The organism is Streptomyces sp. SID5643, assembly GCF_009872555.1.
Lineage (GTDB): Bacteria > Actinomycetota > Actinomycetes > Streptomycetales > Streptomycetaceae > Streptomyces > Streptomyces iakyrus.
The window spans coordinates 14,709-37,781 of record NZ_WWIC01000102.1 but is presented as its reverse complement, the minus strand read 5'-3'; the positions used below and the strand labels follow the sequence as shown (position 1 = coordinate 37,781).

Annotated in this window: 20 protein-coding genes; 12 read left to right on the top strand and 8 right to left on the bottom strand. The window is 71.2% G+C overall.

The window, feature by feature from the left end; translation table 11 throughout:
- Window positions 1-86: 86 nt before the first annotated feature.
- On the bottom strand, window positions 87-1,859 hold the full coding sequence (locus tag GTY56_RS13055; RefSeq protein ID WP_161365394.1) for an ATP-binding protein: 1,773 nt from the start codon (window positions 1,857-1,859) through the stop codon (window positions 87-89).
- Window positions 1,860-2,227: 368 nt separating this feature from the next.
- On the opposite strand from GTY56_RS13055, the gene GTY56_RS13050 reads away from it, so the two are divergent.
- Window positions 2,228-2,704: a hypothetical protein gene (locus tag GTY56_RS13050; protein ID WP_161365393.1), complete on the top strand. Its 477-nt coding sequence runs from the start codon at window positions 2,228-2,230 to the stop codon at window positions 2,702-2,704.
- Here the strand turns inward: GTY56_RS13050 and GTY56_RS13045 are convergent.
- The 4 genes from GTY56_RS13045 to GTY56_RS13035 all read right to left on the bottom strand — a co-directional run bounded on the left by GTY56_RS13045 (window position 2,673) and on the right by GTY56_RS13035 (window position 5,404).
- Window positions 2,673-3,293, bottom strand: a complete 621-nt coding sequence (locus tag GTY56_RS13045) for a Maf family protein (RefSeq protein WP_161365391.1) — start codon at window positions 3,291-3,293, stop codon at window positions 2,673-2,675. The two genes, GTY56_RS13050 and GTY56_RS13045, sit on opposite strands and share 32 nt — an antisense overlap.
- Window positions 3,294-3,325: 32 nt before the next feature.
- On the bottom strand, window positions 3,326-3,454 hold the full coding sequence (gene mmpB, locus GTY56_RS41130) for a morphogenic membrane protein MmpB (RefSeq protein ID WP_272923362.1): 129 nt from the start codon (window positions 3,452-3,454) through the stop codon (window positions 3,326-3,328).
- 110 nt (window positions 3,455-3,564) lie between these two features.
- Complete coding sequence (locus GTY56_RS13040) at window positions 3,565-3,774, bottom strand: acyl-CoA carboxylase epsilon subunit (RefSeq protein WP_102912725.1); 210 nt, start codon at window positions 3,772-3,774, stop codon at window positions 3,565-3,567.
- 25 nt (window positions 3,775-3,799) lie between these two features.
- Window positions 3,800-5,404: an acyl-CoA carboxylase subunit beta gene (locus GTY56_RS13035; protein WP_161365389.1), complete on the bottom strand. Its 1,605-nt coding sequence runs from the start codon at window positions 5,402-5,404 to the stop codon at window positions 3,800-3,802.
- A 110-nt stretch (window positions 5,405-5,514) separates the two neighbouring features.
- On the opposite strand from GTY56_RS13035, the gene GTY56_RS13030 reads away from it, so the two are divergent.
- Both GTY56_RS13030 and GTY56_RS13025 read left to right on the top strand, forming a co-directional pair.
- Window positions 5,515-6,381: a biotin--[acetyl-CoA-carboxylase] ligase gene (locus tag GTY56_RS13030; RefSeq protein ID WP_161365387.1), complete on the top strand. Its 867-nt coding sequence runs from the start codon at window positions 5,515-5,517 to the stop codon at window positions 6,379-6,381.
- Between the two features lie 372 nt (window positions 6,382-6,753).
- Window positions 6,754-7,860 (top strand): adenylate/guanylate cyclase domain-containing protein, encoded by a 1,107-nt coding sequence (locus GTY56_RS13025; protein WP_033311331.1) that lies wholly within the window; start codon window positions 6,754-6,756, stop codon window positions 7,858-7,860.
- Window positions 7,861-7,882: 22 nt separating this feature from the next.
- Here GTY56_RS13025 and GTY56_RS13020 read toward each other — a convergent pair whose 3' ends face one another.
- A complete protein-coding gene (locus GTY56_RS13020) occupies window positions 7,883-8,557 on the bottom strand; it encodes a hypothetical protein (protein WP_237524737.1) in 675 nt (224 codons plus the stop codon).
- Window positions 8,558-8,769: 212 nt separating this feature from the next.
- On the opposite strand from GTY56_RS13020, the gene GTY56_RS13015 reads away from it, so the two are divergent.
- From GTY56_RS13015 to hutH, 3 genes are all read left to right on the top strand, one after another.
- Window positions 8,770-9,570, top strand: coding sequence for an enoyl-CoA hydratase/isomerase family protein (locus tag GTY56_RS13015; RefSeq protein WP_161365385.1), 801 nt, complete (start codon window positions 8,770-8,772; stop codon window positions 9,568-9,570).
- A gap of 77 nt (window positions 9,571-9,647) precedes the next feature.
- Window positions 9,648-10,799 carry a GGDEF domain-containing protein gene (locus GTY56_RS13010; protein WP_161365383.1) on the top strand — a complete coding sequence of 384 codons (1,152 nt, stop codon included), beginning with the start codon at window positions 9,648-9,650 and terminating at the stop codon, window positions 10,797-10,799.
- A gap of 114 nt (window positions 10,800-10,913) precedes the next feature.
- Entirely contained in the window at window positions 10,914-12,452 is a 1,539-nt protein-coding gene (gene hutH / locus GTY56_RS13005) for a histidine ammonia-lyase (RefSeq protein ID WP_161365399.1), read from the top strand.
- A gap of 70 nt (window positions 12,453-12,522) precedes the next feature.
- Here the strand turns inward: hutH and GTY56_RS13000 are convergent, their stop codons facing one another.
- On the bottom strand, window positions 12,523-12,837 hold the full coding sequence (locus tag GTY56_RS13000; protein WP_346345473.1) for a hypothetical protein: 315 nt from the start codon (window positions 12,835-12,837) through the stop codon (window positions 12,523-12,525).
- Window positions 12,838-12,947: 110 nt separating this feature from the next.
- Between GTY56_RS13000 and GTY56_RS12995 the strand changes: the two genes are divergently transcribed.
- From GTY56_RS12995 to GTY56_RS12975, 5 genes are all read left to right on the top strand, one after another.
- On the top strand, window positions 12,948-13,277 hold the full coding sequence (locus GTY56_RS12995; RefSeq protein WP_161365382.1) for a hypothetical protein: 330 nt from the start codon (window positions 12,948-12,950) through the stop codon (window positions 13,275-13,277).
- A gap of 263 nt (window positions 13,278-13,540) precedes the next feature.
- On the top strand, window positions 13,541-14,791 hold the full coding sequence (locus GTY56_RS12990) for a L,D-transpeptidase (RefSeq protein WP_161365380.1): 1,251 nt from the start codon (window positions 13,541-13,543) through the stop codon (window positions 14,789-14,791).
- A 136-nt stretch (window positions 14,792-14,927) separates the two neighbouring features.
- Window positions 14,928-16,364 carry an ABC transporter permease gene (locus GTY56_RS12985; RefSeq protein ID WP_161365378.1) on the top strand — a complete coding sequence of 479 codons (1,437 nt, stop codon included), beginning with the start codon at window positions 14,928-14,930 and terminating at the stop codon, window positions 16,362-16,364.
- A gap of 128 nt (window positions 16,365-16,492) precedes the next feature.
- Window positions 16,493-17,176 carry an ABC transporter ATP-binding protein gene (locus tag GTY56_RS12980; RefSeq protein WP_161365376.1) on the top strand — a complete coding sequence of 228 codons (684 nt, stop codon included), beginning with the start codon at window positions 16,493-16,495 and terminating at the stop codon, window positions 17,174-17,176.
- 267 nt (window positions 17,177-17,443) lie between these two features.
- Window positions 17,444-20,686: a S8 family peptidase gene (locus tag GTY56_RS12975; protein ID WP_161365374.1), complete on the top strand. Its 3,243-nt coding sequence runs from the start codon at window positions 17,444-17,446 to the stop codon at window positions 20,684-20,686.
- Between the two features lie 78 nt (window positions 20,687-20,764).
- Here GTY56_RS12975 and GTY56_RS12970 read toward each other — a convergent pair whose 3' ends face one another.
- A complete protein-coding gene (locus GTY56_RS12970) occupies window positions 20,765-21,679 on the bottom strand; it encodes a helix-turn-helix domain-containing protein (RefSeq protein WP_161365372.1) in 915 nt (304 codons plus the stop codon).
- 179 nt (window positions 21,680-21,858) lie between these two features.
- On the opposite strand from GTY56_RS12970, the gene GTY56_RS12965 reads away from it, so the two are divergent.
- On the top strand, window positions 21,859-22,899 hold the full coding sequence (locus tag GTY56_RS12965; RefSeq protein ID WP_161365369.1) for an NAD(P)-dependent alcohol dehydrogenase: 1,041 nt from the start codon (window positions 21,859-21,861) through the stop codon (window positions 22,897-22,899).
- Window positions 22,900-23,073: the final 174 nt, after the last annotated feature.

The window sequence follows — 23,073 nt, the reverse complement described above, 5'->3', positions numbered from 1 at the left end:
CCATCGCGCCGTTCCGAGGACGGACACCCCCCGACACGGCCCCGACCCCACCCCCGAAGGGGTGGGCGCCGCGCCAGGGGTGGACGTCAGTCCTTGATCTCGCAGATGGCCGCGCCCGACGTCACCGACGCGCCGATCTCCGCACTCAGGCCCTTGATCGTGCCCGACCGGTGCGCGTTGAGGGGCTGCTCCATCTTCATGGCCTCCAGGACGACGACCAGGTCGCCCTCCTTGACCTCCTGGCCCTCCTCGACGGCCACCTTGACGATGGTGCCCTGCATCGGGGAGGCGAGGGTGTCGCCGGAGGCCGCCGGGCCCGACTTCTTCGCCGCGCGGCGCTTCGGCTTGGCGCCCGCCGCGAGACCCGTACGGGCCAGGGACATGCCCAGCGACGACGGCAGGGAGACCTCAAGGCGCTTGCCGCCGACCTCGACGACGACCGTCTCGCGGCCCGGCTCCTCGTCCGCCTCGGCGTCGGCCGGCGCGGCGAACGGCTTGATCTCGTTGACGAACTCCGTCTCGATCCAGCGCGTGTGCACCGTGAACGGGTCGGACGAGTCCGTCAGCTCGGGCGCGAACGCCGGGTCCTTCACCACCGCACGGTGGAACGGAATCGCCGTCGCCATGCCCTCGACCTGGAACTCCTCCAGCGCACGGGCGGCCCGCTGGAGGGCCTCCTTGCGGGTGCGGCCGGTGACGATCAGCTTGGCCAGCAGGGAGTCCCACGCCGGGCCGATGACCGAGCCGGACTCCACACCGGCGTCCAGGCGCACACCCGGACCGGACGGCGGGGCGAACGTCGTGACCGTGCCGGGAGCGGGCAGGAAGTTGCGGCCCGGGTCCTCGCCGTTGATGCGGAACTCGAACGAGTGGCCGCGCAGCTCCGGGTCGCCGTAGCCGAGCTCCTCGCCGTCGGCGATACGGAACATCTCGCGCACGAGGTCGATGCCGGCGACCTCCTCGGTGACCGGGTGCTCCACCTGGAGGCGGGTGTTGACCTCCAGGAAGGAGATCGTGCCGTCGAGGCCGACGAGGAACTCGACCGTGCCGGCGCCGACGTAGCCGGCCTCCTTCAGGATCGCCTTGGAGGCGGAGTACAGCTCCTCCATCTGCGCGTCGGACAGGAAGGGGGCCGGGGCCTCCTCCACCAGCTTCTGGTGGCGGCGCTGGAGCGAGCAGTCACGGGTGGAGACGACGACCACGTTGCCGTGCTGGTCGGCCAGGCACTGGGTCTCCACGTGCCGCGGCTTGTCCAGGTACCGCTCGACGAAGCACTCGCCCCGGCCGAACGCGGCGACGGCCTCACGGACCGCCGAGTCGTACAGCTCCGGCACCTCTTCAAGGGTGCGGGCGACCTTCAGACCGCGACCGCCACCACCGAAGGCGGCCTTGATCGCGATCGGCAGGCCGTGCTGCTCGGCGAACGCGACGACCTCGTCCGCACCGGAGACCGGGTCGGGCGTGCCGGCCACCAGCGGGGCGCCGGCGCGCTGCGCGATGTGCCGGGCGGCGACCTTGTCACCCAGGTCGCGGATGGCCTGCGGCGGCGGGCCGATCCAGATCAGGCCCGCGTCCAGGACCGCCTGAGCGAACTCGGCGTTCTCGGAGAGGAAGCCGTAGCCGGGGTGGATCGCGTCCGCGCCCGACTCGCGGGCGGCGCCCAGCACCTTCTCGATGTCGAGGTAGCTGGTGCCCGGCGTGTCACCGCCCAGGGCGAACGCCTCATCCGCGGCGCGGACATGCAGAGCGTCCCGGTCCGGGTCGGCGTAGACGGCCACGCTCGCGATACCGGCATCCCGGCAGGCCCGGGCCACGCGGACAGCGATTTCGCCACGGTTGGCGATGAGCACCTTGCGCACGATTGAGGCTCCCTCCTTGAAACAAGCCGAGTTTAGGGACTGCCGACACGGCACTTCGACCCGTCCACAGTGGTGAGCTTGCCCACACGGAGCGTGATGCGTGGCTCGCTCGACCCGCGAAATCCCTTGTCGCACCGCGGTCCGCAGTACTCCTCCGGGAAACCCTAGCCCTCTCCTGTGGTCAAGGTCTCTGTCATCACGTGCTGCGGGCCACTCGGTTTCTTTGTGGAGTCCCTACGAATGGCCCAATGATTCTTTGCCCGCGGCCGAAACCCTTGCCCCGGGGTTTACCGTCCCCCAAGCTCAAGGAGCAGGGGGTACCCCCATGTAGCGTTCGCGGTGTCTCAAAGGGGAAGAGGGTGGGCCCGGTGATACGCAGGCCGGTGGCGTGGGTCGTGGCGGTGGTGCTGTTGGCCGAGGCTTTCGGAGTCGCCGCGCTCAACTGGTTCCTGGGGGTCGTCGTCGACCGGCAGGAGATGTCGCTGGCCGGTCTTGACCCGCACATGATGTCGGTGTCGTCGAAGATCGGCGGGATCGCCTTCGGCCTCTACTTCGCGCTGTGCGGCCTGGTCGCCCTGCTCGTGGCGCTGCGGGACCGGCCCCCGGCCGGCCTCGGACGCGTACTGCTGATCAGCGCGGCGGTCGTGCACGCCCTGCTGGGCGCGTTCACCTGGGGCCTGGTCGGCTGGCCGGCGTTCCTGTTCATGGTGCTGGTGCTCGCCCTGATCGTGCTGCTGCTGATGACGTACGACCGTCCGGCCGAACCCGCCGACGCCGCGCCCGCGGGCGGCAAGAGCGGCGACGGGTCCCCGGTCACTTCTCCGCCGGCGCCCACAACTCCGTGATGCCGACGCCCAGTTCCGCCAGCAGCCGCCGTACCAGGGGCAGGCTGATGCCGATGACGTTGCCGTGGTCGCCGTCGATGCCGTCGATGAACGGGGCCGAGCGGCCGTCCAGGGTGAACGCCCCCGCGACGTAGAGGGGCTCGCCCGAGGCGACGTAGGCGGCGATCTCCTCGTCGGAGGGGTCACCGAAGTGGACGACCGTGGACGCGGTGGCGGAGACGTAGCGGCCGGTGAGCGTGTCGTAGACGCAGTGGCCGGTCTGGAGGGTGCCGGCGCGGCCGCGCATCGACTTCCAGCGGGCCGTGGCCTCCTCGGCGTCCGCGGGCTTGCCGAGGGCCTGGCCGTCCAGGTCGAGCACCGAGTCGCAGCCGATCACGAGCGCGCCCTTGACGTCCGGCCGGGCCGCCACGACGGACGCCTTCGCCTCGGCGAGGGCGAGCGCCAGCTCGGCGGGGGTGGGGGCGGTGACGGCGTCCTCGTCGACGCCGCTCACGATCACGTCGGGGGCGAGGCCGGCCTGGCGGAGCAGTCCGAGCCGGGCGGGGGACTGGGAGGCGAGGACGAGTCGCCTGCGGCGCTGAGCAGTCATGCGGTCAGGTTAGTCACACGGGTGAGGCCGCCTCACCTCACGCCGATGACCAGCATGGCCAGGAACACGGCCAACGCCATGAGAACGCCCAGCCGCCGGAGCATGTCCTGCATGTCGCGGAGTTCCTTCGGCGGTTCGTTCTCGGGGTCGGACCACAGCATGAGTCCAGCGTGCGGCTCGGCAGGGCGGGGCGCCTGAGTAGGGGTACTCAAATCGGCGCCCCGCGTTGTTCCGCCGGTGCGCGGTTCCCCGCGCGTCTGGGGCGAGAGTTCTATCCCGGCCAGTAGGTGCGGCCCCACGCCGCCGGCCCCGGCTGGGGCAGGCGGTGGGACGCGATGCGGGACGGGTCGGACCAGGAATCGCGGGACGTCGGCGCGCCGGGCGGGGCGGCTGCCGCCGCCGCGGCGCGGGCCCTGACCACCGCCAGGGCGGCGGCCAGCTCCTCCGGGGTCGGGTTGCCCCGTACGACCTTGATCGTCATGTGGGCCTCCTGGGCTCGCTGCGGGCTAGAGGGGGATGTTGCCGTGCTTCTTCGGAGGCAGGGATTCCCGCTTGGTACGCAGTTGACGCAGACCGCGTACGACGTGACGGCGGGTGTCGGAGGGCAGGATCACGGCGTCGATGTAGCCGCGCTCGGCCGCGACGTAGGGGTTGAGGAGGGCGTCCTCGTACTCCTGGATCAGCCGGGCGCGGACCGCCTCCAGGTCCTCGCCGCCCGCCTCGGCCTCGGCGATCGTGCGGCGGTGCAGGATGTTGACCGCGCCCTGGGCGCCCATGACGGCGATCTGGGCGGTGGGCCAGGCGAGGTTGAGGTCGGCGCCCAGGTGCTTGGAGCCCATGACGTCGTAGGCGCCGCCGAACGCCTTGCGGGTGATGATCGTGATGAGCGGGACGGTCGCCTCGGCGTAGGCGTAGATCAGCTTGGCGCCGCGGCGGATGATGCCGTCGTGCTCCTGGTCGACGCCGGGCAGGAAGCCGGGCACGTCGACGAAGGTGATGACCGGGACGTTGAAGGCGTCGCAGGTGCGCACGAAGCGGGCGGCCTTCTCACTGGCCTTGATGTCCAGGCACCCGGCGAGTTGCGTCGGCTGGTTGGCGATGATGCCGACCGGGTGGCCCTCGACCCGGCCGAAGCCGGTGAGGATGTTCGGCGCGTACAGCGGCTGCGTCTCGAAGAACTCGGCGTCGTCCAGGACGTGCTCGATCACCGCGTGCATGTCGTACGGCTGGTTGGCGCTGTCCGGGACGATCGTGTCCAGCTCGCGGTCCTCGTCGCTGACCTCCAGGTCGGCCTCCTCGGGGAAGGCCGGTGCCTCGGAGAGGTTGTTGGACGGCAGGTAGGACAGCAGCTGCTTGATGTACTCGATGGCGTCCTTCTCGTCGCCCGCCATGTGGTGGGCGACTCCGGAGGTCGCGTTGTGGGTGCGGGCGCCGCCGAGCTCCTCGAAGCCGACGTCCTCGCCGGTGACGGTCTTGATGACGTCGGGGCCGGTGATGAACATGTGCGAGGTCTGGTCGACCATGACCGTGAAGTCGGTGATGGCCGGGGAGTAGACCGCGCCGCCCGCGCAGGGGCCGACGACCAGGCTGATCTGCGGGATGACGCCGGAGGCGTGGGTGTTGCGGCGGAAGATCTCGCCGTAGGCGCCGAGGGAGGCCACGCCCTCCTGGATGCGGGCGCCGCCGGAGTCGTTGATGCCGATGACCGGGCAGCCGGTCTTCAGGGCGAAGTCCATGACCTTGACGATCTTCTGCCCGTAGACCTCGCCGAGGGCTCCGCCGAAGACGGTGAAGTCCTGCGAGAACACGGCGACCGGGCGGCCGTCGACGGTTCCGTACCCGGTGACGACGCCGTCGCCGTAGGGGCGGTTCTTGTCGAGGCCGAAGTTGGTGGAGCGGTGCCGGGCGAACTCGTCGAGCTCGACGAAGGAGCCTTCGTCGAGCAGGAGCTCGACCCGCTCACGGGCCGTCAGTTTGCCCTTGGCGTGCTGCTTTTCGACGGCGCGTGCGGAGCCGGCGTGTGTCGCTTCCTCGATGCGTCGCTTCAGATCCGCGAGCTTGCCCGCGGTCGTGTGAATGTCGGGCTGCTGCTGCTCTTCCGGCTCGGACATCGGGATGCGGCTCCCTGCCTGCTCAAAAGGGGGGACGGTTACTCATCCGTAGAGTAGTGGGGGGCCTCCACATCGGCAGTGCGGCGTTTACCACACCTAGGGTGGCTTGCATGACGCCGCGAGATGCATCAGAGCCGAACGGAAGCCGTTGGTCCGACCTGGACCGCCCGCCCCTCAACGTCACCGCCCTGCGCCGGGGGCTGGTGCGGCAGGGAGGGCTGTGGTCGGAGGTGGACGTGGTGCAGCGCACCGGCTCCACGAACTCCGATCTGGTGGCCCGGGCGGCGAAGGGCGAGGCGGCCGAGGGTGCGGTGCTGGTCGCCGAGGAGCAGACGGCGGGCCGCGGCCGCCTCGACCGCCAGTGGACGGCGCCGCCCCGCTCCGGCCTCTTCTTCTCCGTGCTGCTCACGCCGGGCGAGGTCCCGGTCGCACGGTGGGGGTGGCTGCCACTGCTCACGGGCGTCGCGGTGGCGACGGGCCTGTCGCGGGCGGCCGGCGTGGACACGGCCCTGAAATGGCCGAACGACCTGCTGGTCACGGTGGGGGGCGCGGAGCGCAAGGCCGGCGGCATCCTGGCCGAGCGGGCCGGCGACGACGGGGTCGTGATCGGGGTCGGCGTCAACGTCTCCCTGAAAGCCGACGAGCTGCCCGTGCCGACGGCGGGTTCGCTGGGGCTGGCCGGGGCGGTGAGCACGGACCGGGATCCGCTGCTGCGGGGGATGCTGCGCTCGCTGGAGGAGTGGTACGGGAAATGGCGTGAGGCCGGAGGTGACGCGGGGGTGTGCGGGTTGCAGGAGGCGTACGTGGCGGGCTGCGCGACGCTCGGCCGGGAGGTGCGGGCGGAGCTGCCGGGGGACCGGGCCGTGGTGGGTGAAGCGGTCGCTGTGGACGGAGACGGGCGGCTGGTACTGGCGACGGAGGAGGGGGTGCAGGAGCCTGTCGGGGCGGGGGACATCGTGCACCTGAGGCCGGCGTGAGCTGAGGCGGGGTGGGTTCGCGTCCCGGCGTCGCCGGCTGCTGCTGCGTCGGTGCCGGGGCGGGTGGGCCCGCAGCCCGGCGTCTCGAGGTGCTGCGGTGGGGGCTCAGCACGGGGCGTTCTCGCAGCCCGGCGGAGCGGGGTGCCGCTGCGCCCACCCGTGCCGCCCCTGGCGGCACGCACGCCCGCGGCTGGGCGGCTGGGCATGCCCGTGGCGGCGGAGCCCCCTGGGCGCAGCGGCACGGGCGCCGAGTTTCTCGCGACGCCGGGTACCTCATCCTTCGGCTGAACCTGGCGGAGTGAGCTGGCGCACACTGCCGTAGAGTTGAGGCCGGTCGATACATGACCGTGACAGATCGGAAGGGCAACACGCGTGACCGTCGACGACTCGGGTTCCGGCGAGGACGCGCAGGGCGCCGACTCCGGCGAGGATCCGCTCGCCCTGCGCCTCGAAGGGCTCATCCTGGGCGCCGAGCGCCGCTACACCCCGTTCCAGGCGGCCCGCAGCGCCGGTGTCTCCATGGAACTGGCCTCCCGCTTCTGGCGGGCCATGGGCTTCGCCGACATCGGCCAGGCCAAGGCCCTCACGGAGGCCGATGTGCTCGCCCTGCGGCGCCTCGCCGGTCTCGTCGAGGCAGGGCTGCTGAGCGAGGCGATGGCCGTGCAGGTGGCCCGGTCCACCGGGCAGACCACCGCGCGGCTCGCCGAGTGGCAGATCGACTCCTTCCTGGAGGGGCTGACCGAGCCGCCCGAGCCGGGCATGACCCGCACCGAGGTGACGTACCCGATCGTCGAGCTGCTCCTGCCCGAGCTGGAGGAGTTCCTGGTCTACGTCTGGCGCCGGCAGCTCGCCGCCTCGGCCGGCCGGGTCGTGCAGGCGGCCGACGACGAGGAGATGGTCGACCGGCGCCTCGCCGTCGGCTTCGCCGACCTGGTCGGGTTCACGCGGCTCACCCGCCGCATGGAGGAGGAGGAGCTCGGCGAGCTCGTCGAGGCCTTCGAGACGACGGCCGCCGACCTGGTGGCCGCGAACGGCGGGCGGCTGATCAAGACTCTCGGCGACGAGGTGCTCTACGCCGCCGACGACGCGGGCACGGCAGCCGAGATCGCCCTGCGGCTGATCGAGACCATGGCGCACGACGAGACGATGCCGGAGCTGCGCGTCGGCATGGCGTTCGGCACGGTGACCACCCGTATGGGTGATGTGTTCGGTACGACCGTGAACCTGGCCTCCCGGCTCACCTCGATAGCGCCGAAGGACGCCGTCCTCGTCGACACGGCCTTCGCCGAGGAGCTGATCCGTACGCAGGACGCCCCGGCCTCGGAGGCGGAGGCGGCCGAGGAGGCTGCGGCGGCGGAGAAGGAGGGCGAGGAGCCCCCGTCGTACCGGTTCGGGCTCCAGCCGATGTGGCAGCGGCCGGTGCGCGGCCTGGGCGTCGTGGAGCCGTGGCTGCTCACGCGGCGGGACAGCGCGCCGTAGCAGCCGTCGCGCCGGTCGGAGGTCAGCGGCGGTCGGCCGGTGAGTCCACGCACAGGCCGATGACCGGCACGCACAGGCCCGGGTCGTGCGGCTTCTCCGCCTCCTCGGGCCCGGGCGCCGGGGTCGGTGTGGTGCGGCTCGGCGGTGCGGGCGGGGCCGGGGGCGGAGCGGGGCGCGAGGTGTCGCCGTCCGGGGGTGCCGGGGCGGGGGCGTTCGGCGGGTTCGGCGTGTCGGGGGCGGTCGTGGGCGCCGGGGCGGCTGCCGTGGAGTCCGCCGGGGTGCCGGTCGTGGTGGACGGGGACGGCCGCGCGCCCTTGGTGGCCGGTGACGGGGTGAGGCCGCCCAGGGCCGCGGGCGAGGAGGGACTCGCGTCAGGGGCCGCCGGGAGGGCCCCGGCCGTGCCGATGGCGTCGTCCGTGGCGGTGTGGACGGGCTCCGGGCGGGGCCCGGCCTCGGCCGCGCGGGCGTCCGGGCCCGGCCCGGAGGTCAGGCGCAGCAGGCTCAGGGCGCCCGCTGCGAGGGCGAGGCCACCGGCGGCGAGCAGGACCTTGCGGGGGCGGGGCTTGCGGTGACGGCCCCGGGCGCGGGGAGCGTCGTCCGGGGCCGGCTCGTGGGGCGCGGGCGGCTCCCGCCGGTGGAGTGCCGGGGCGGTCCTGGTGGTCTGGTGCGGTTTCGCCGGCGTGTTCGTCGTCATCATGGTCCCTCCCCGATGCACCTGCGCCCCCTGTGCGCCGTGGGGGACGCACGCTATGCGCTCCCATGGGCGTTAGGGCCGGAGTTGCGGTGATGTCACTCGAACGGGTGGGCGGGGGGTGGTGCGGACCGGAGGGGTCCGCCCTTTCGCGGGTGGGGTGCGGCTGCGATGATCTGGGCGTCGACTTTGTTAACCCGCGTTAACCGGAGGGTGTCATGAGTGAGGAACGGTTCGGGGAGTTCGTGGCGGTGCGGCGGCATGAGCAGGGGCACGTCGCGGAGCTCGTCCTCGACCGGCCCAAGGCCATGAACGCGGTGTCGACGGAGATGGCGCGCTCCATCGCCGGGGCCTGTACGGCGCTCGGGGAGGACCGGGAGGTACGGGCCGTCGTCCTGACCTCGACGCACGAGCGGGCGTTCTGCGTCGGGGCCGACCTGAAGGAGCGGAACTCGTTCAGCGACGCCGATCTGCTGCGGCAGCGGCCGGTGACGCGGGGGGCGTACACCGGGGTGCTGGAGCTGCCGGTGCCGACGGTGGCGGCGGTGCACGGGTTCGCGCTCGGGGGCGGGTTCGAGCTGGCGCTGGCCTGCGACGTGATCGTGGCGGACCGGACGGCGGTCGTGGGACTGCCGGAGGTGTCGGTCGGGGTGATCCCCGGCGGTGGGGGCACGCAGCTGCTGCCGCGGCGGGTCGGGGCGGCCCGGGCGGCCGAGCTGATCTTCTCCGCGCGGCGGGTGGAGGCGGCGGAGGCGGGCGAGTTGGGGCTGGTCGACCAGCTGGTGGAGGAGGGGCGGGACCGGGAGGCGGCGCTGGAGCTGGCGGCCCGGATCGCCGGTAACTCCCCGGTGGGGCTGCGGGCGGCGAAGCGGGCGCTGCGGCTCGCGCAGGGGCTGGATCTGCGGGCCGGTCTTGAGGTCGAGGACGCGGCCTGGCGGGCCACGGCGTTCTCGGGGGACCGGGCGGAGGGCGTCGCTGCCTTCAACGAGCGGCGCAAGCCGCAGTGGCCGGGGGAGTAGGCACCGGGGCGATGTCGGCCGTCCCCGTTCGCGTCGTAAACAGGTCAGTCTGGCTGGAAACTCCCTAGCCTGGAGTGATGGGTGAGGACAGACGGCTGGCGGCCGTCGTCGCGTTGGCTCAGGGGATGGCGGCCGCACACGGGTCGCGTGAGGCGTGGCGTGCCGCGGCCGCCGGGGCGTGCCGGGCGCTGGGGGGGAGTTTCGCCGCCCTGTCGGTGTGGGAGCGGGAGCTCGGGCGGCTGCGGGTCCTCGTGAACGTCGGCGAGCTGGCCGAGGGCGAGGAGGAGTTCCCGGAGGACGAGGCCTACCCGGTGCACCAGTTCGCGGAGATCACGGAGTTCCTGCACGAACAGTGGGCCGGCGGCGGGGAGCCCGACGCCTGGGTGGAGACCGCCGAGGGGCCCGCCGCCGGGGGGCAGTCCGGGTACTGCCACCAGCGGGTCGCCGCCCTGCGCCGCCGGGGCCGCGGCTGCTGCGTGGTCGCGCCCATCGTGCTGCACGGCCGGGCCTGGGGCGAGCTCTACGTGGCCCGCCCGGCCGGTGCGGCCGTCTTCGGGCGGGGCGACGCCGACTTCGCCACGGTCCTGGCTTCCGTCGTGGCCGCCGGCATCGCCCAGACCGAGCGGCTGGAGGAGGCCAGGCGGCTGGCCTTCACCGACTCCCTCACCGGGCTCGCCAACCGCCGTGCCGTCGACGTACGCCTGGAGCGGGCGATCGAGCGGCACCGCAGGGACGGGGCCGTCGTCAGTCTCGTCGTCTGCGATCTGAACGGGCTCAAGCGGGTCAACGACACCCACGGGCACGCCGCCGGGGACCGGCTCCTGGAGCGGTTCGGGTCGGTGCTGTCGCTGTGCGGGGCCATGCTGCCCGGGGCGCTGGCCGCACGGCTCGGCGGGGACGAGTTCTGTCTGCTCGCGGTCGGGCCGCCCGCCGACCAGGTCGTCAAGGCGGCCGGTGAACTGTGCCGCCGGGCCGCGGAGTTGGAGCTCGGCGACGGGGTGGCCTGCGGTGTCGCCTCCACCGAGGACCCGATCGGGCCCGTGCGCTCGGCCCGGCGGCTCTTCCGGCTCGCCGACGCCGCCCAGTACCGGGCCAAGGCCGAGCGGGCGAACAGGCCGGTGGTGGCGGGCCGGGCCGGGCCCGACGATCCCGTCGTGCGGCTCGCGGACGAGCCGTCCCAGGAGGAGGACGGGGAGCGCCGGCGGTTCCGGGGCCGGCACGCGCCCTGACCCGGCCCGGGCGGTGTCACCGGCAACGGGCGGTGTGACGCGTTCGGTAAGGGGCGAACGCCGTCCCCAGTGGTGACATCATCGAATTCACTGCGTACGCTCCTGAATATGGATATGCACACTGTGGTGGTGGGGACGTCCGGGGTGACCGCGTCCGACGTGCTCGCCGTGGCGCGCGGCGGCGCCCGCGTCCAGCTCTCCGAGGAGGCCGTGGCCGCCCTCGCCGCGGCCCGCGAGATCGTGGACGCGCTGGCGGCCAAGCCGGACCCCGTGTACGGCGTGAGCACCGGCTTCGGTGCCCTGGCGACCCGGCACATCAGCCCGGAGCTGCGCGCGCAGCTCCAGCGCAACATCGTCCGCTCGCACGCCGCCGGGATGGGCCCGGCCGTGGAGCGCGAAGTCGTGCGCGCCCTGATGTTCCTGCGGCTGAAGACCGTCTGCTCCGGGCACACCGGCGTCCGGCCCGAGGTCGCCCGGACCATGGCCGACCTCCTCAACGCCGGGATCACCCCCGTCGTCCACGAGTACGGCTCCCTCGGCTGCTCCGGCGACCTCGCGCCGCTGTCCCACTGCGCGCTGGCGCTCATGGGCGAGGGCGACGCCGAGGGCCCCGACGGTGTCGTGCGCCCGGCCGCCGAACTCCTCGCCGCGCACGGCATCCAGCCGGTCGAACTGCGCGAGAAGGAGGGCCTCGCCCTCCTCAACGGCACCGACGGCATGCTCGGCATGCTGGTGATGGCCCTGGCCGACCTGGAGACGCTCTACCGGTCCGCCGACGTCACCGCCGCCCTGTCCCTGGAGGCCCTGCTCGGCACCGACAAGGTCCTCGCGCCCGAGCTGCACGCCATCCGGCCGCACCCGGGGCAGGCCGCCAGCGCCGCCAACATGCTGGCCGTGCTGAAGGGCTCGGGCCTGACCGGGCACCACCAGGACGACGCCCCCCGCGTCCAGGACGCCTACTCGGTGCGCTGCGCCCCGCAGGTAGCCGGGGCCGGGCGGGACACCATGACCCACGCCCGGCTGGTCGCCGACCGCGAGCTGGCCGCCGCCGTGGACAACCCCGTCGTCCTGCCCGACGGGCGCGTCGAGTCCAACGGCAACTTCCACGGGGCACCCGTCGCGTACGTCCTGGACTTCCTCGCCATCGCCGCCGCCGACCTCGGCTCCATCGCCGAGCGGCGCACCGACCGGCTGCTCGACAAGAACCGCAGCCACGGTCTGCCGCCGTTCCTCGCCGACGACGCCGGTGTGGACTCGGGTCTGATGATCGCTCAGTACACGCAGGCCGCGCTGGTCAGTGAGCTGAAGCGGCTCGCCGTACCGGCGTCCGCCGACTCGATCCCGTCGTCCGCCATGCAGGAGGACCACGTCTCGATGGGCTGGTCGGCGGCGCGCAAGCTGCGCACGGCCGTCGACAACCTCACGCGCGTCCTCGCCATCGAGCTCTACGCCGCCACGCGCGCCGTCGAGCTGCGCGAGGGACTGACCCCGGCGCCCGCGTCGCGGGCGGTCATCGACGCCGTACGGGAAGCGGGAGTTCAGGGGCCCGGGCCGGACCGGTACCTCGCGCCGGACCTCGCCGCGGCGGACGCGTTCGTGCGCGACGGACGGCTGCTGGCCGCGGTCGAGAAGGTCACCGGGCCGCTCCAGTAGGGCCGTGGGGCGCCCTGCGGTCAGGGCGGGCGGGGCCCTGCCGTCCGGCGGGTCCCCGCGTCAACCGCCGTCAGAAACCGAGGCGTTCCCGGCGCACCGAGTACACGACGAACCCGGCGCCCAGCGTGAGGCAGAAGGTCCCGCCGATCACGTACGGCGTGCTGTCGAAGCTGCCGGTGTCGGCGAGGCGGGTGTCGCCGACGGAGGCGTCCGCGGTGGTGGCGGCGATCTGCGCCTGCTCTGTGACCTGCGGCGACGGACTCACCGAGACCGCGTCTCTCACCGGGGAGTCCGACGTCGCGTTCGCGGACGGGACGAACCACAGGGCACCCAGCAGGGACGCCGCGGCGGTGGCGGTCAGCAACGATCGGCGAGCGGATGACACGGAATATCGATCCCCCTTGTGGCGCTGGCGAATTGGCCGTGTGGGGCGATGTTAGTGAAAGTCGCGGGTCACGGGAAAGTCACGGGAGGACCTCGACGTACGCTCGCGCCATGAGCACTCCAGAGACATCACGTTTTGTACGGCTTCGAGTGGAACTCGTCCTCGAAGTCGACGACGCGGACGCGGTCACCAAGTCGGCGCTGCGCCGGATCGCCGACGAGGCAGAGATGCCGGCGTCGGAACGGGCACACGCCGAGAGCGCTGTGACGGAAGACACCGCGGAGGCCCTGGCCTACCTCGTGGACCCGTTCGACCTGGTCAGCCAGGTGCCGGGGGTGGACCTCCAGCAGGCCTCCTGGAGCAGCGAGCGGATCGACTACGACCCCGATTCGCCCGACTGGGATCTCGACGAGGATGATGGCGACGACAGCGACGGCTGAGCGTCCGGGAAAATCGTGACCCCGGGCGGCAACCGCCGCCCGGGGTCTTCGCGTCTCAAGCGGCGCACCGACCGCACCCGTATCGCCCGCACCGTCCGTCACGGACGTGGTGATCCCCACACCTGCGTGACATGGGGAACCTGACGAACCGGTCGTAGCGTTGAAAGTTCGGGACGAGGACTCACGAGTGGCGGCGGGGGCACTCAGTTGTGACGGGGACACTCGGGGTTCTGGGGAAATCGGCAACGATGGAGAAGCGTGTGATGACGGTCAGTAAGCGGCGCAAGGGCCTGACGGTCGCGTCCGCACTGCTCGGCGGAGTGCTGGTGCTCTCGGCGTGTTCCGGAGGCGACGACAACGCCTCCGGGGGCGATGGCGGCGACAGCTCCCAGTCGAAGGTCGACGAGGCGGCGGCGAAGAAGACCTCCGAGGCCCAGATCAAGATCACACCCGAGGACGGCTCGGACAACGCCTCCATCAACAACTCCGCAGCCGTGACCGTGAGCAAGGGCACGCTCACCGACGTGAAGATGACGACGTCGGAGGGCACCGAGGTCAGCGGCCAGATATCCGCCGACAAGAAGAGCTGGAAGCCCACCGGCCAGCTGGAGCGGTCCACCACCTACAAGCTGGCGGCCGAGGCGAAGGACTCCGACGGACGCGTCGCCCACGAGAACGCCTCGTTCACCACGGTCTCCCCGGCCAACAGCTTCATCGGCAACTTCACGCCGGACGACGGCACCACCGTCGGCGTCGGCATGCCGGTCTCGATCAACTTCGACAAGGCGATCACCAACAAGGCCGCGGTCCAGAAGGGCATCAAGGTCAGCACGACCGGCGGCCAGGAGGTCGCCTGCCACTGGTTCAACGCCAACCGCATGGACTGCCGGCCCGAGGACTACTGGAAGGAAGGCTCCACCGTCACGCTGAAGCTCGCGCTCGACGGCGTCGAGGGAGCCAAGGGCGTCTTCGGCGTCCAGCAGAAGACGGTCACCTTCAAGATCGGCCGCAACCAGGTCTCGTACGTCGACGCGAAGACCAAGCAGATGAAGATCACGCAGGACGGCAAGGTCGTCCGCACGATCCCGATCTCCGCCGGCTCGCCCGAGAACAAGACGTACGAGGGCATCATGGTGATGTCCGAGAAGTTCAAGGAGACGCGCATGAACGGCGCGACCGTGGGCTTCACGGACGACGACGGCAAGGGCGAGTACGACATCAAGGACGTGCCGCACGCCATCCGCCTCTCCAGCTCCGGCACATTCATCCACGGCAACTACTGGGGCCAGAAGTCCATCTTCGGCAACGTCAACACCAGCCACGGCTGCGTGGGTCTGCAGGACGCCAAGGGCGCCGACGACCCCAACACCCCGGGTGCGTGGTTCTTCAAGAACTCGATGCTCGGTGACGTGGTGGTCGTCGAGAACACCGGCGACAAGACCATCGCGCCGGACAACGGCCTCAACGGCTGGAACATGAACTGGGCCGACTGGAAGGCCGGCTCGGCGGTCTGACGGTTCGCCGGCTCCGCTGACGAAAAGGCCGCCGCCCACCCCTCGCCAGGGGTGGGCGGCGGCCTTTTCGCCTCTTCTCATCCACCTCTTAGGCGCGGCTCAAGTCCTCATCACAGACCGTCCCTAGCTTGCTGCCATGTTCTTCACCTATCTGAGGCGCGAGCTGCGCCGCCGCAGAAAGGCGGCCCTCGTCGTCGCCTCCGGACTGGCGCTGGGCATCGCGCTGGTCATCGTCGTGTCGTCCGTCTCGGCCGGTATGGGCCGGGCGCAGGACAAGGTGCTGCAGTCGCTGTACGGGCTGGGCACCGACATGACCGTCACCAAGGCCGCGGCACCGGCCGGGAGCGACGCACAGCGGCCGCGCTTCCGCTTCGACGCCCAGGACGACGGGTCGGGCGGCGAGCAGAGCAGCGACCGGGTGATGGTGCGCGGCTTCCAGACCCTGGCCGGTTCGACCGTGGGCCAGGTCGACGCGCAGAGCGGCGTCGCGGACGCGGTGGGCGGGCTGAGCCTCCAGGTCGTCAAGGTCAGCGGCGCGTTCACCAGGGGCCGGTTGGAGCAGGGTGAGGGCGGCGGGCAGGACTTCGGCCGGGGCGGGGCCCAGCCCTCACCGCAGGGCCGGGTCGAGGGCGGCGGTGCCGACTTCGACGTCAACAACTACTCCGTCTACGGCACCGACGTCACCAAACCGGCCCTCGGCCCACTGACCTCCTCGAAGATCACCAGCGGCCGTACCTTCACGACGAGCGAGACGAACGCGAAGGTCGCCGTGGCGGACGCGGCGTACGCCAAGGAGAAGAAACTCAAGGCCGGCTCCACCGTCACCGTCAGGAGCACCACGTTCAAGGTGGTCGGCATCGCCACGGCCGACAGCGGGGACGCGGCCGCCAACCTCTACATCCCGCTGAAGCGGGCGCAGACGCTCGCCGACGCCAAGGACAAGGTCACGACGATCTACGTCAAGGCCACCGACTCGCAGCGGATCGACAGCGTCAAGTCGGAGATCGGGAAGAACATCCCGGGTACGACGGTCACCACCTCCGCCGACCTCGCCGACACCGTCTCCGGCTCCCTGTCCACGGCCTCCTCTCTCGCCGCGAGCGTCGGCACGTGGCTGTCGATCGTGGTGCTCGCCGCCGCGTTCCTGGTGGCGGGTCTGCTGACCTCCTCGGCGGTCTCCCGCCGGGTCCGTGAGTTCGGCACGCTCAAGGCCCTGGGCTGGAAGTCGGGCCGGGTGACGCGGCAGGTGGTCGGGGAGGCGGTGGTCAACGGCCTGGTGGGCGGTGCGCTGGGCATCGCGCTGGGACTGGCGGGGGCGTACGCCGTGACGGCCGTGAGTCCCACATTGCAGGCGCAGGTGGGCGGGGGCGAGGGCGTGCGAGGCGGCTTCGGCGGCCCGGGCCGTGAGGCTGCGGGGAGGACCCTCGACGTCGCCCTCACCGCTCCGGTCAGCCCGACGACCATCGCCCTGGCGGTGGCCCTGGCCGTGACGGGCGGGCTGGTCGCGGGGGCCTTCGGCGGCTGGCGGGCCTCCGGACTGCGCCCGGCGGACGCGCTGCGGCGGGTGGAGTAGGCGTTCCCCTCCGGCCGACGGCACCGGCACGGACCTCAGGGGCGCGGGGCCGTACCGACATGCGGCTCCGCCGCGTGAGCGCGAACCCCTGCGCACCCGTACTCGAAGACGATCCAGGAGCTCCCACCATGTACGAACTCAGAGCCGTCACCAAGCACTACACCCGGTCCAAAAGCACCGTTCCAGCACTCGACGGCATCGACCTCACCATCCCCGACGGCGACCGTCTGGTCATCCAGGGCCCCACCGGCGGCGGCAAGTCGACGCTGCTTCAGATGCTCGGCGGTCTCGACCGCCCCACCTCCGGTCAGATCGTCCTGGACGGCACCGACCTCGCCGCCCTGCCGGAGGCGCGACTGACCCGTGTACGGAGCGAAAGCATCGGCTTCGTCTTCCAGGCGTTCAACCTCATCCCGACGCTCACCGCGCAGGAAAACGTGGAGACGGCCCTCGTCCCCCTCGGCGTCAAGCCGAAACAGCGACGCGAACAGGCCGCAGGGGCACTGGAGTCCGTGGGCCTCGGCGATCGCCGCGCGCATCTGCCCGGCGAGATGTCCGGCGGTCAGCAGCAACGCGTGGCGATCGCCCGGGCCCTCGTGAAACAGCCGAAGGTTCTCCTCGCGGACGAACCCACCGGAAATCTCGACGAATCGATGCGCGACGAGATCATGGACGTACTGGAACGGATGTGGGAGGAACTCGGTCTCACCTTCGTGATGGTCACCCATGACTCGGCGATTGCGCGGAAGGCGCCGCGCCTGGCGACGATCCGCGCGGGCCGGATCAGCGTCAAGGAGAACACCCGTGCTTAACCCCGCCGCCCTGTAACGGAGTTCCGACGGCCGTGTAACAGTCGGCCGACGGATTTCTTACCTTCTTCTCAGATGTTGAGCACCTGATCACCCCTCGGCATACTGCCTATCCCGGGGGGTGTACGGCCATGCGTACGAGACCACCTCCGGCCGGGTGAACGGGGAATTCACCCGGTTCTTCGGCAAGGGGGAAACTTGCGCAGACAAGTGAAAAGGGCGTGCGCGGCTACGGTCGCCACAGCGGCGGCCGTGGCCCTGGCGGCGGGTATGACCAGCCCGGCGTCGGCCGACGGCGAGCAGGCGGCAGCGTCCGCCAGGCCGGCGTCCCTCACCACCAAGCACCGCATCACACTGATCACCGGCGACCGCGTCGTCCTGGACGCCAAGGGCCGTGTCATCGCCCTGGAGCGCGCCAAGGGCCGCGAGAACGTACCCGTCCAGATCCGCAAGACCGACGGCCACACCTTCGTCATCCCGGCCGACGCGGCCCGCCTGGTCGCGGGCGGCAGGCTCGACCAGCGGCTCTTCGACGTCACCGAGCTCAACAAGTCCACGACCCGGAAGGCCCAGAAGAAGGGCCTGAAGGTCATCGTCCGCTACCAGGGCAGCGCCGCGTCCACCAAGGCCGACGTCCGCGAGGCCGGCACCCTGCGCCACACGCTGAAGTCCCTGAACGCGGACGCGGTGCAGACGCCCCACGCGGAGACGCCCGAGCTCTGGGACGCGGTCACCAACGGCGAGAAGACCGCCTCCGGCATCGCGCACGTCTGGCTCGACGGCGTCCGCAAGGCCAGCCTCGACAAGTCCGTCGCCCAGATCGGCACCCCCAAGGCGTGGGCGGCCGGCTACGACGGCAAGGGCATGAAGATCGCCGTCCTGGACACCGGTGTCGACGGCACCCACGACGACCTCAAGGGGCAGGTGATCGGCGCCAAGAACTTCACCACCGCGCCCGACACCTCCGACAAGGTCGGCCACGGCACGCACGTCGCCGCCATCGCGGCCGGCACCGGCAAGAAGTCCGGCGGCACGTACAAGGGTGTCGCGCCCGGCGCGAAGATCCTCAACGGCAAGGTCCTCGACGACGGCGGCTTCGGCAGCGACTCCGAGATCGTCGCGGGCATGGAGTGGGCCGTCGCCGAGGGCGCGGACGTCATCAACATGAGCCTGGGCGGCCCCGACACGCCCGCCATCGACCCGATGGAAGCGGCGGTGAACAAGCTGTCCGCCGAGAAGGGCGTCCTGTTCGCCATCGCGGCCGGCAACGAGGGCGACTTCGGCGAGCAGACCATCGGCTCCCCGGGCAGCGCCGCCGCGGCCCTGACCGTCGGCGCGGTCGACGACAAGGACAAGCTCGCCGACTTCTCCAGCCGCGGCCCCGGCATGGACGGCGCCCTCAAGCCCGACGTGACCGCGCCCGGTGTGGACATCACCGCGGCCTCCGCCCCGGGCAACCAGATAGCCCAGGAGGTCGGCGAGAAGCCGGCCGGCTACATGTCGATCTCCGGCACGTCGATGGCGACCCCGCATGTCGCGGGCGCGGCGGCGATCCTCAAGCAGCAGCACCCGGAGTGGAAGTACACCGAGCTGAAGGGCGCCCTCACCGGCTCCACCAAGGGCGGCAAGTACACCCCGTTCCAGCAGGGTTCGGGCCGCATCCAGGTCGACAAGGCCATCAAGCAGACCGTGATCGCCGAACCGGGCTCGGTGAACTTCGGGGTGCAGCAGTGGCCGCACACCGACGACAAGCCGGTCACCAAGGAGCTGACGTACCGCAACCTCGGTACGCAGGACGTCACGCTGAAGCTGGCGTCGACGGCCACCAACCCCAAGGGCCAGGCCGCCCCGGCCGGCTTCTTCCAGCTCGGCGCCACCTCGGTGACGGTCCCGGCCGGCGGCAAGGCCACCGTGCCGTTCACCGTCAACACCAAGCTGGGCGGCACGGTCGACGGCACGTACTCGGCGTACGTGACGGCCACGGGCGGCGGCCAGAGCGTCCGCACGGCGGCGGCGGTGCAGCGGGAGATGGAGTCGTACGACGTCACCCTCAAGCACATCGGCAGGGACGGCAAGCCCACGCCCGGCTACAGCACCGAGATCGCGGGCTACGCGGGCCTGGGCAAGGAGCGTTACTACATGGTGCCCGGCGCGCCTTCGGGCACCGTCACCCTGCGCCTGCCCCAGGGTACGTACCTGCTGAACAGCCTGATCGGCGAGGACGCCGAGTCCTTCGCGGGCGGCATCGACTGGCTGGCCCAGCCGAAGCTGGACGTCACCAAGAACACCACGGTGACCCTCGACGCCCGCAAGGCTAAGCCGGCCGACATCAGGGTCCCGGACGCACAGGCCAAGCCGCTGTCCGCGATGATCGACTACTCCTACGAGCCGACGGGCACGGGCCTCGGTGTCGGTGCCGGCTCCTTCGCCGACCTGCGTGTGGCCCATCTCGGACCGGAGGTCTCCGGGCTGACCCAGAACTGGAGCGGGCAGTGGACCAAGGGTGACAACACCGAGTACGACGTCGCCACCTCCGCCAAGGCCAAGAAGATCCAGGGTGACAAGGTCCGGCACTTCAAGGCGAGTGAACTCGCCACGGTGAAGCACAACATGGGCGCGTCCGCGTCCGGCAAGACCGGCGACCTCTCCACCCTGGGCCTGCTTCCCGAGACCCAGTTCTTCGCCGTCCCCGTGCAGCAGAAGCTGCCGAGCACGCGCACGATGTACCTGTCGACCTCGGACAAGATCCAGTGGGCGTTCGACTTCACGCAGTACAAGGGCACGGACGCGAACGGCGACCCGATCCCCGAGGGCGGCTACTCGATCGACCCGAAGACGTACAAGGCGGGCCAGAAGTACACGGAGACCTACAACACGGCGGTGTTCGGCCCGCGCATCAACGGCGACTTCGGCGTCTTCCGCCAGAGCAACGCCCTGTACGGCTCGCTGCCGCTGTTCGCCGACGGCGCCGGGCACGCCGGCTCCTCCGACTACACATCGGTCGCCACGAACCTCTACCGCAACGGCACCAAGATCGGGTCCAACACCGACCCGTTGTTCGGCGAGGAGTTCAAGGTCCCGTCCGGCGACGCCGAGTACAAGCTGACGACGTCGGTCAAGCGCAGCGTCAAGGTCGCGGCGGCCTCCACCCGCATCGACGCCGGCTTCACCTTCCGCTCCAAGAAGCCGTCCGGTGACGCACGCGTGAAGCTGCCCGTCTCCACGGCCCGCTTCCTCGCGGCCACGGGCCTGGACAGCAGGGCCCCGGCCGACAAGACCGTCAAGATCCCGGTCACCGTCGAGGGCGCGGCCAAGGGCAGCAACCTGAAGTCGCTGTCGGTGTACGCGTCGTACGACTACGGCAAGACCTGGAAGAAGCTCACCGTCAAGGACGGCAAGGTGAGCGTCAAGAACCCGGCGAAGGGGAAGGCCATCTCCTTCCACGCCAAGATCGCCGACAAGAAGGGCAACAAGTCGACGATCTCGATCTACAACGCGTACTACGGCAAGTAGACCGCGTGGCAAGCAAGCAGTAGCACCAGCACGGTGACGGGCCCGTCGGGAGCTTCGGTTCCCGGCGGGCCTGCCGCGTCAGTCCGACGGCGCCGACGCCCTCGTGCCGGAGCGGGTCGCGTCCGCCCCCCAGCTCGCCAGCAGGCGCAGCGCCTCCGCCGACGGGGTGCCCGGTTCCGCGTGGTACGTGATCAGGGACTGCTCGCCGTCGTCGACCAGGCGGAACGTCTCGAAGGACAAGGTCAGGTCACCGACCAGCGGATGGCGCATGCGCTTGACGCCGTAGCTCTTCTCCTTGACGTCGTGGGCGGCCCACAGGCGGCGGAACTCCTCGCTCTTCACCGACAGCTCGCCCACCAGCGCGGACAGCTGCGGGTCGTCCGGGTGGCAGCCCGCGTCCATGCGCAGGTAGCCGACGATGTCGGCCGCCTTCTGCTCCCATGCGACGAACAGTTCGCGGTACTCGGGCCGCAGGAACACCATCCGCGCCCAGTTCCGCTCCTGGGCCGGCAGCTCAGCCCAGTCTCCGAAGAGGGCCGAGGCCATGCGGTTCCAGGCCAGGATGTCGGACCGGCGCCCGACGATGTACGCGGGGACACTTTCGATCGAGTCCAGCAGATGCCGCAGCGCCGGCCGCACCTGCCGGCTGCGGGCCGCCGGCTTCTTCTTGTGCTGCTTCGGCTTCGCCAGATGCATCAGGTGCGCGTGCTCGGCGTCGCTCAGCCGCAGGGCGCGCGCGATCGCGTCCAGCACCTCCGCCGAGACGTTGCGGCCGTTGCCCTGCTCCAGTCGCGTGTAGTACGCCACGGACACCCCGGCCAGCTGCGCCAGCTCCTCGCGGCGCAGCCCGGGCACCCGGCGCCGCCCGAAGTCGGGCAGCCCCATGTCCTCGGGCTTCAGCCGGGCCCGCCGGGTGCGCAGGAACTCGCTGAGCTCGGCGCGCCGGTCCAGGCCGCCACCGGCCGTCTGCGCGGGTTCGGGCTGTTCGTCCATGCCGTCCAGTATTCACGGTCGTACGCACACGAGCCTGACCCCACCAGTGGTACGCACCGTGTGCGTACGCAAAGCGTGGCCTGGGTGGGCGCTCGCGGATCGGGCACGCTGGTGTTCGTGCCCGGTCAGAAGATCCAGAAGGCAGCCGGGCACACAACCCCGCTAGGAGAACCCCCGGCATGACCACTGTTGCTGCGTACGCCGCTCCCGCTCCCAAGGCTCCGCTGGAGCGCACCACCATCGAGCGCCGCGAGGTCCGCGAGTTCGACGTCCTGATCGACATCAAGTTCGCCGGCATCTGCCACTCGGACATCCACCAGGCCCAGGAGGGCTGGGGCGAGGCGATCTTCCCGATGGTCCCCGGCCACGAGATAGCGGGTGTCGTCACCGAGGTCGGCCCGGGCGTCACGAAGTTCGCCGTCGGCGACCGCGTGGGCGTCGGCTGCATGGTCGACTCCTGCCGCGAGTGCGAGAACTGCAAGGCCGGACGCGAGCAGTACTGCGTCAAGGGCAACGTCCCGACGTACAACGGCATCGGCCACGACGGCGAGCCCACCTACGGCGGCTACTCGCAGAACGTCGTGGTCGACGAGAACTTCGTCGTCCGCATCCCCGACGGGCTGTCGCTCGACGTCGCGGCCCCGCTGCTGTGCGCCGGCATCACCCTGTACTCCCCGCTCAAGCGCTTCGGCGCCGGCCCCGGCAAGAAGGTCGCGATCGTCGGCCTGGGCGGTCTCGGCCACATGGGCGTCAAGATCGCCAACGCGCTCGGCGCCGAGGTGACCGTGCTGTCGCAGTCCCTGCGCAAGCAGGAGGACGGCCTGCGACTGGGTGCGGCCCACTACTACGCCACCAGCGACCCGAAGACCTTCGAGGAGCTGGCCGGCACGTTCGACCTGATCGTGTCCACGGTCTCCGCCCCGCTGGACTTCAACGCCTACCTGTCCCTGCTGAAGACCGAGGGCACGCTGGCGAACGTCGGTGCCCCCGAGGAGCCGATCTCCCTCAACCTCTTCTCGGTGATCGGAGGCGGCAAGACCCTCGCCGGTTCCATGATCGGCGGCATCGCGGAGACCCAGGAGATGCTGGACTTCTGCGCCGAGCACGGCCTGGGCGCCGAGATCGAGCTGATCGGCGGTGACCGGATCAACGAGGCGTACGAGCGGGTCCAGGCCAGCGATGTGCGCTACCGGTTCGTGATCGACGCGGCGACGATCTGACCCCTCGATCCCCCTGACAGCTCTGAGGGCCCCGGCTGAATGCCGGGGCCCTCAGAGCGTTCCAGATGCAGGACGGGGCGCACGCGGGGTACATGGGGGTGAGTGCGTGGGTACACGCAGAGGAGTGCACCAGAGGAGTGCACCTGGGGGGTCCGCCAGGTACGTCAGGGGAGG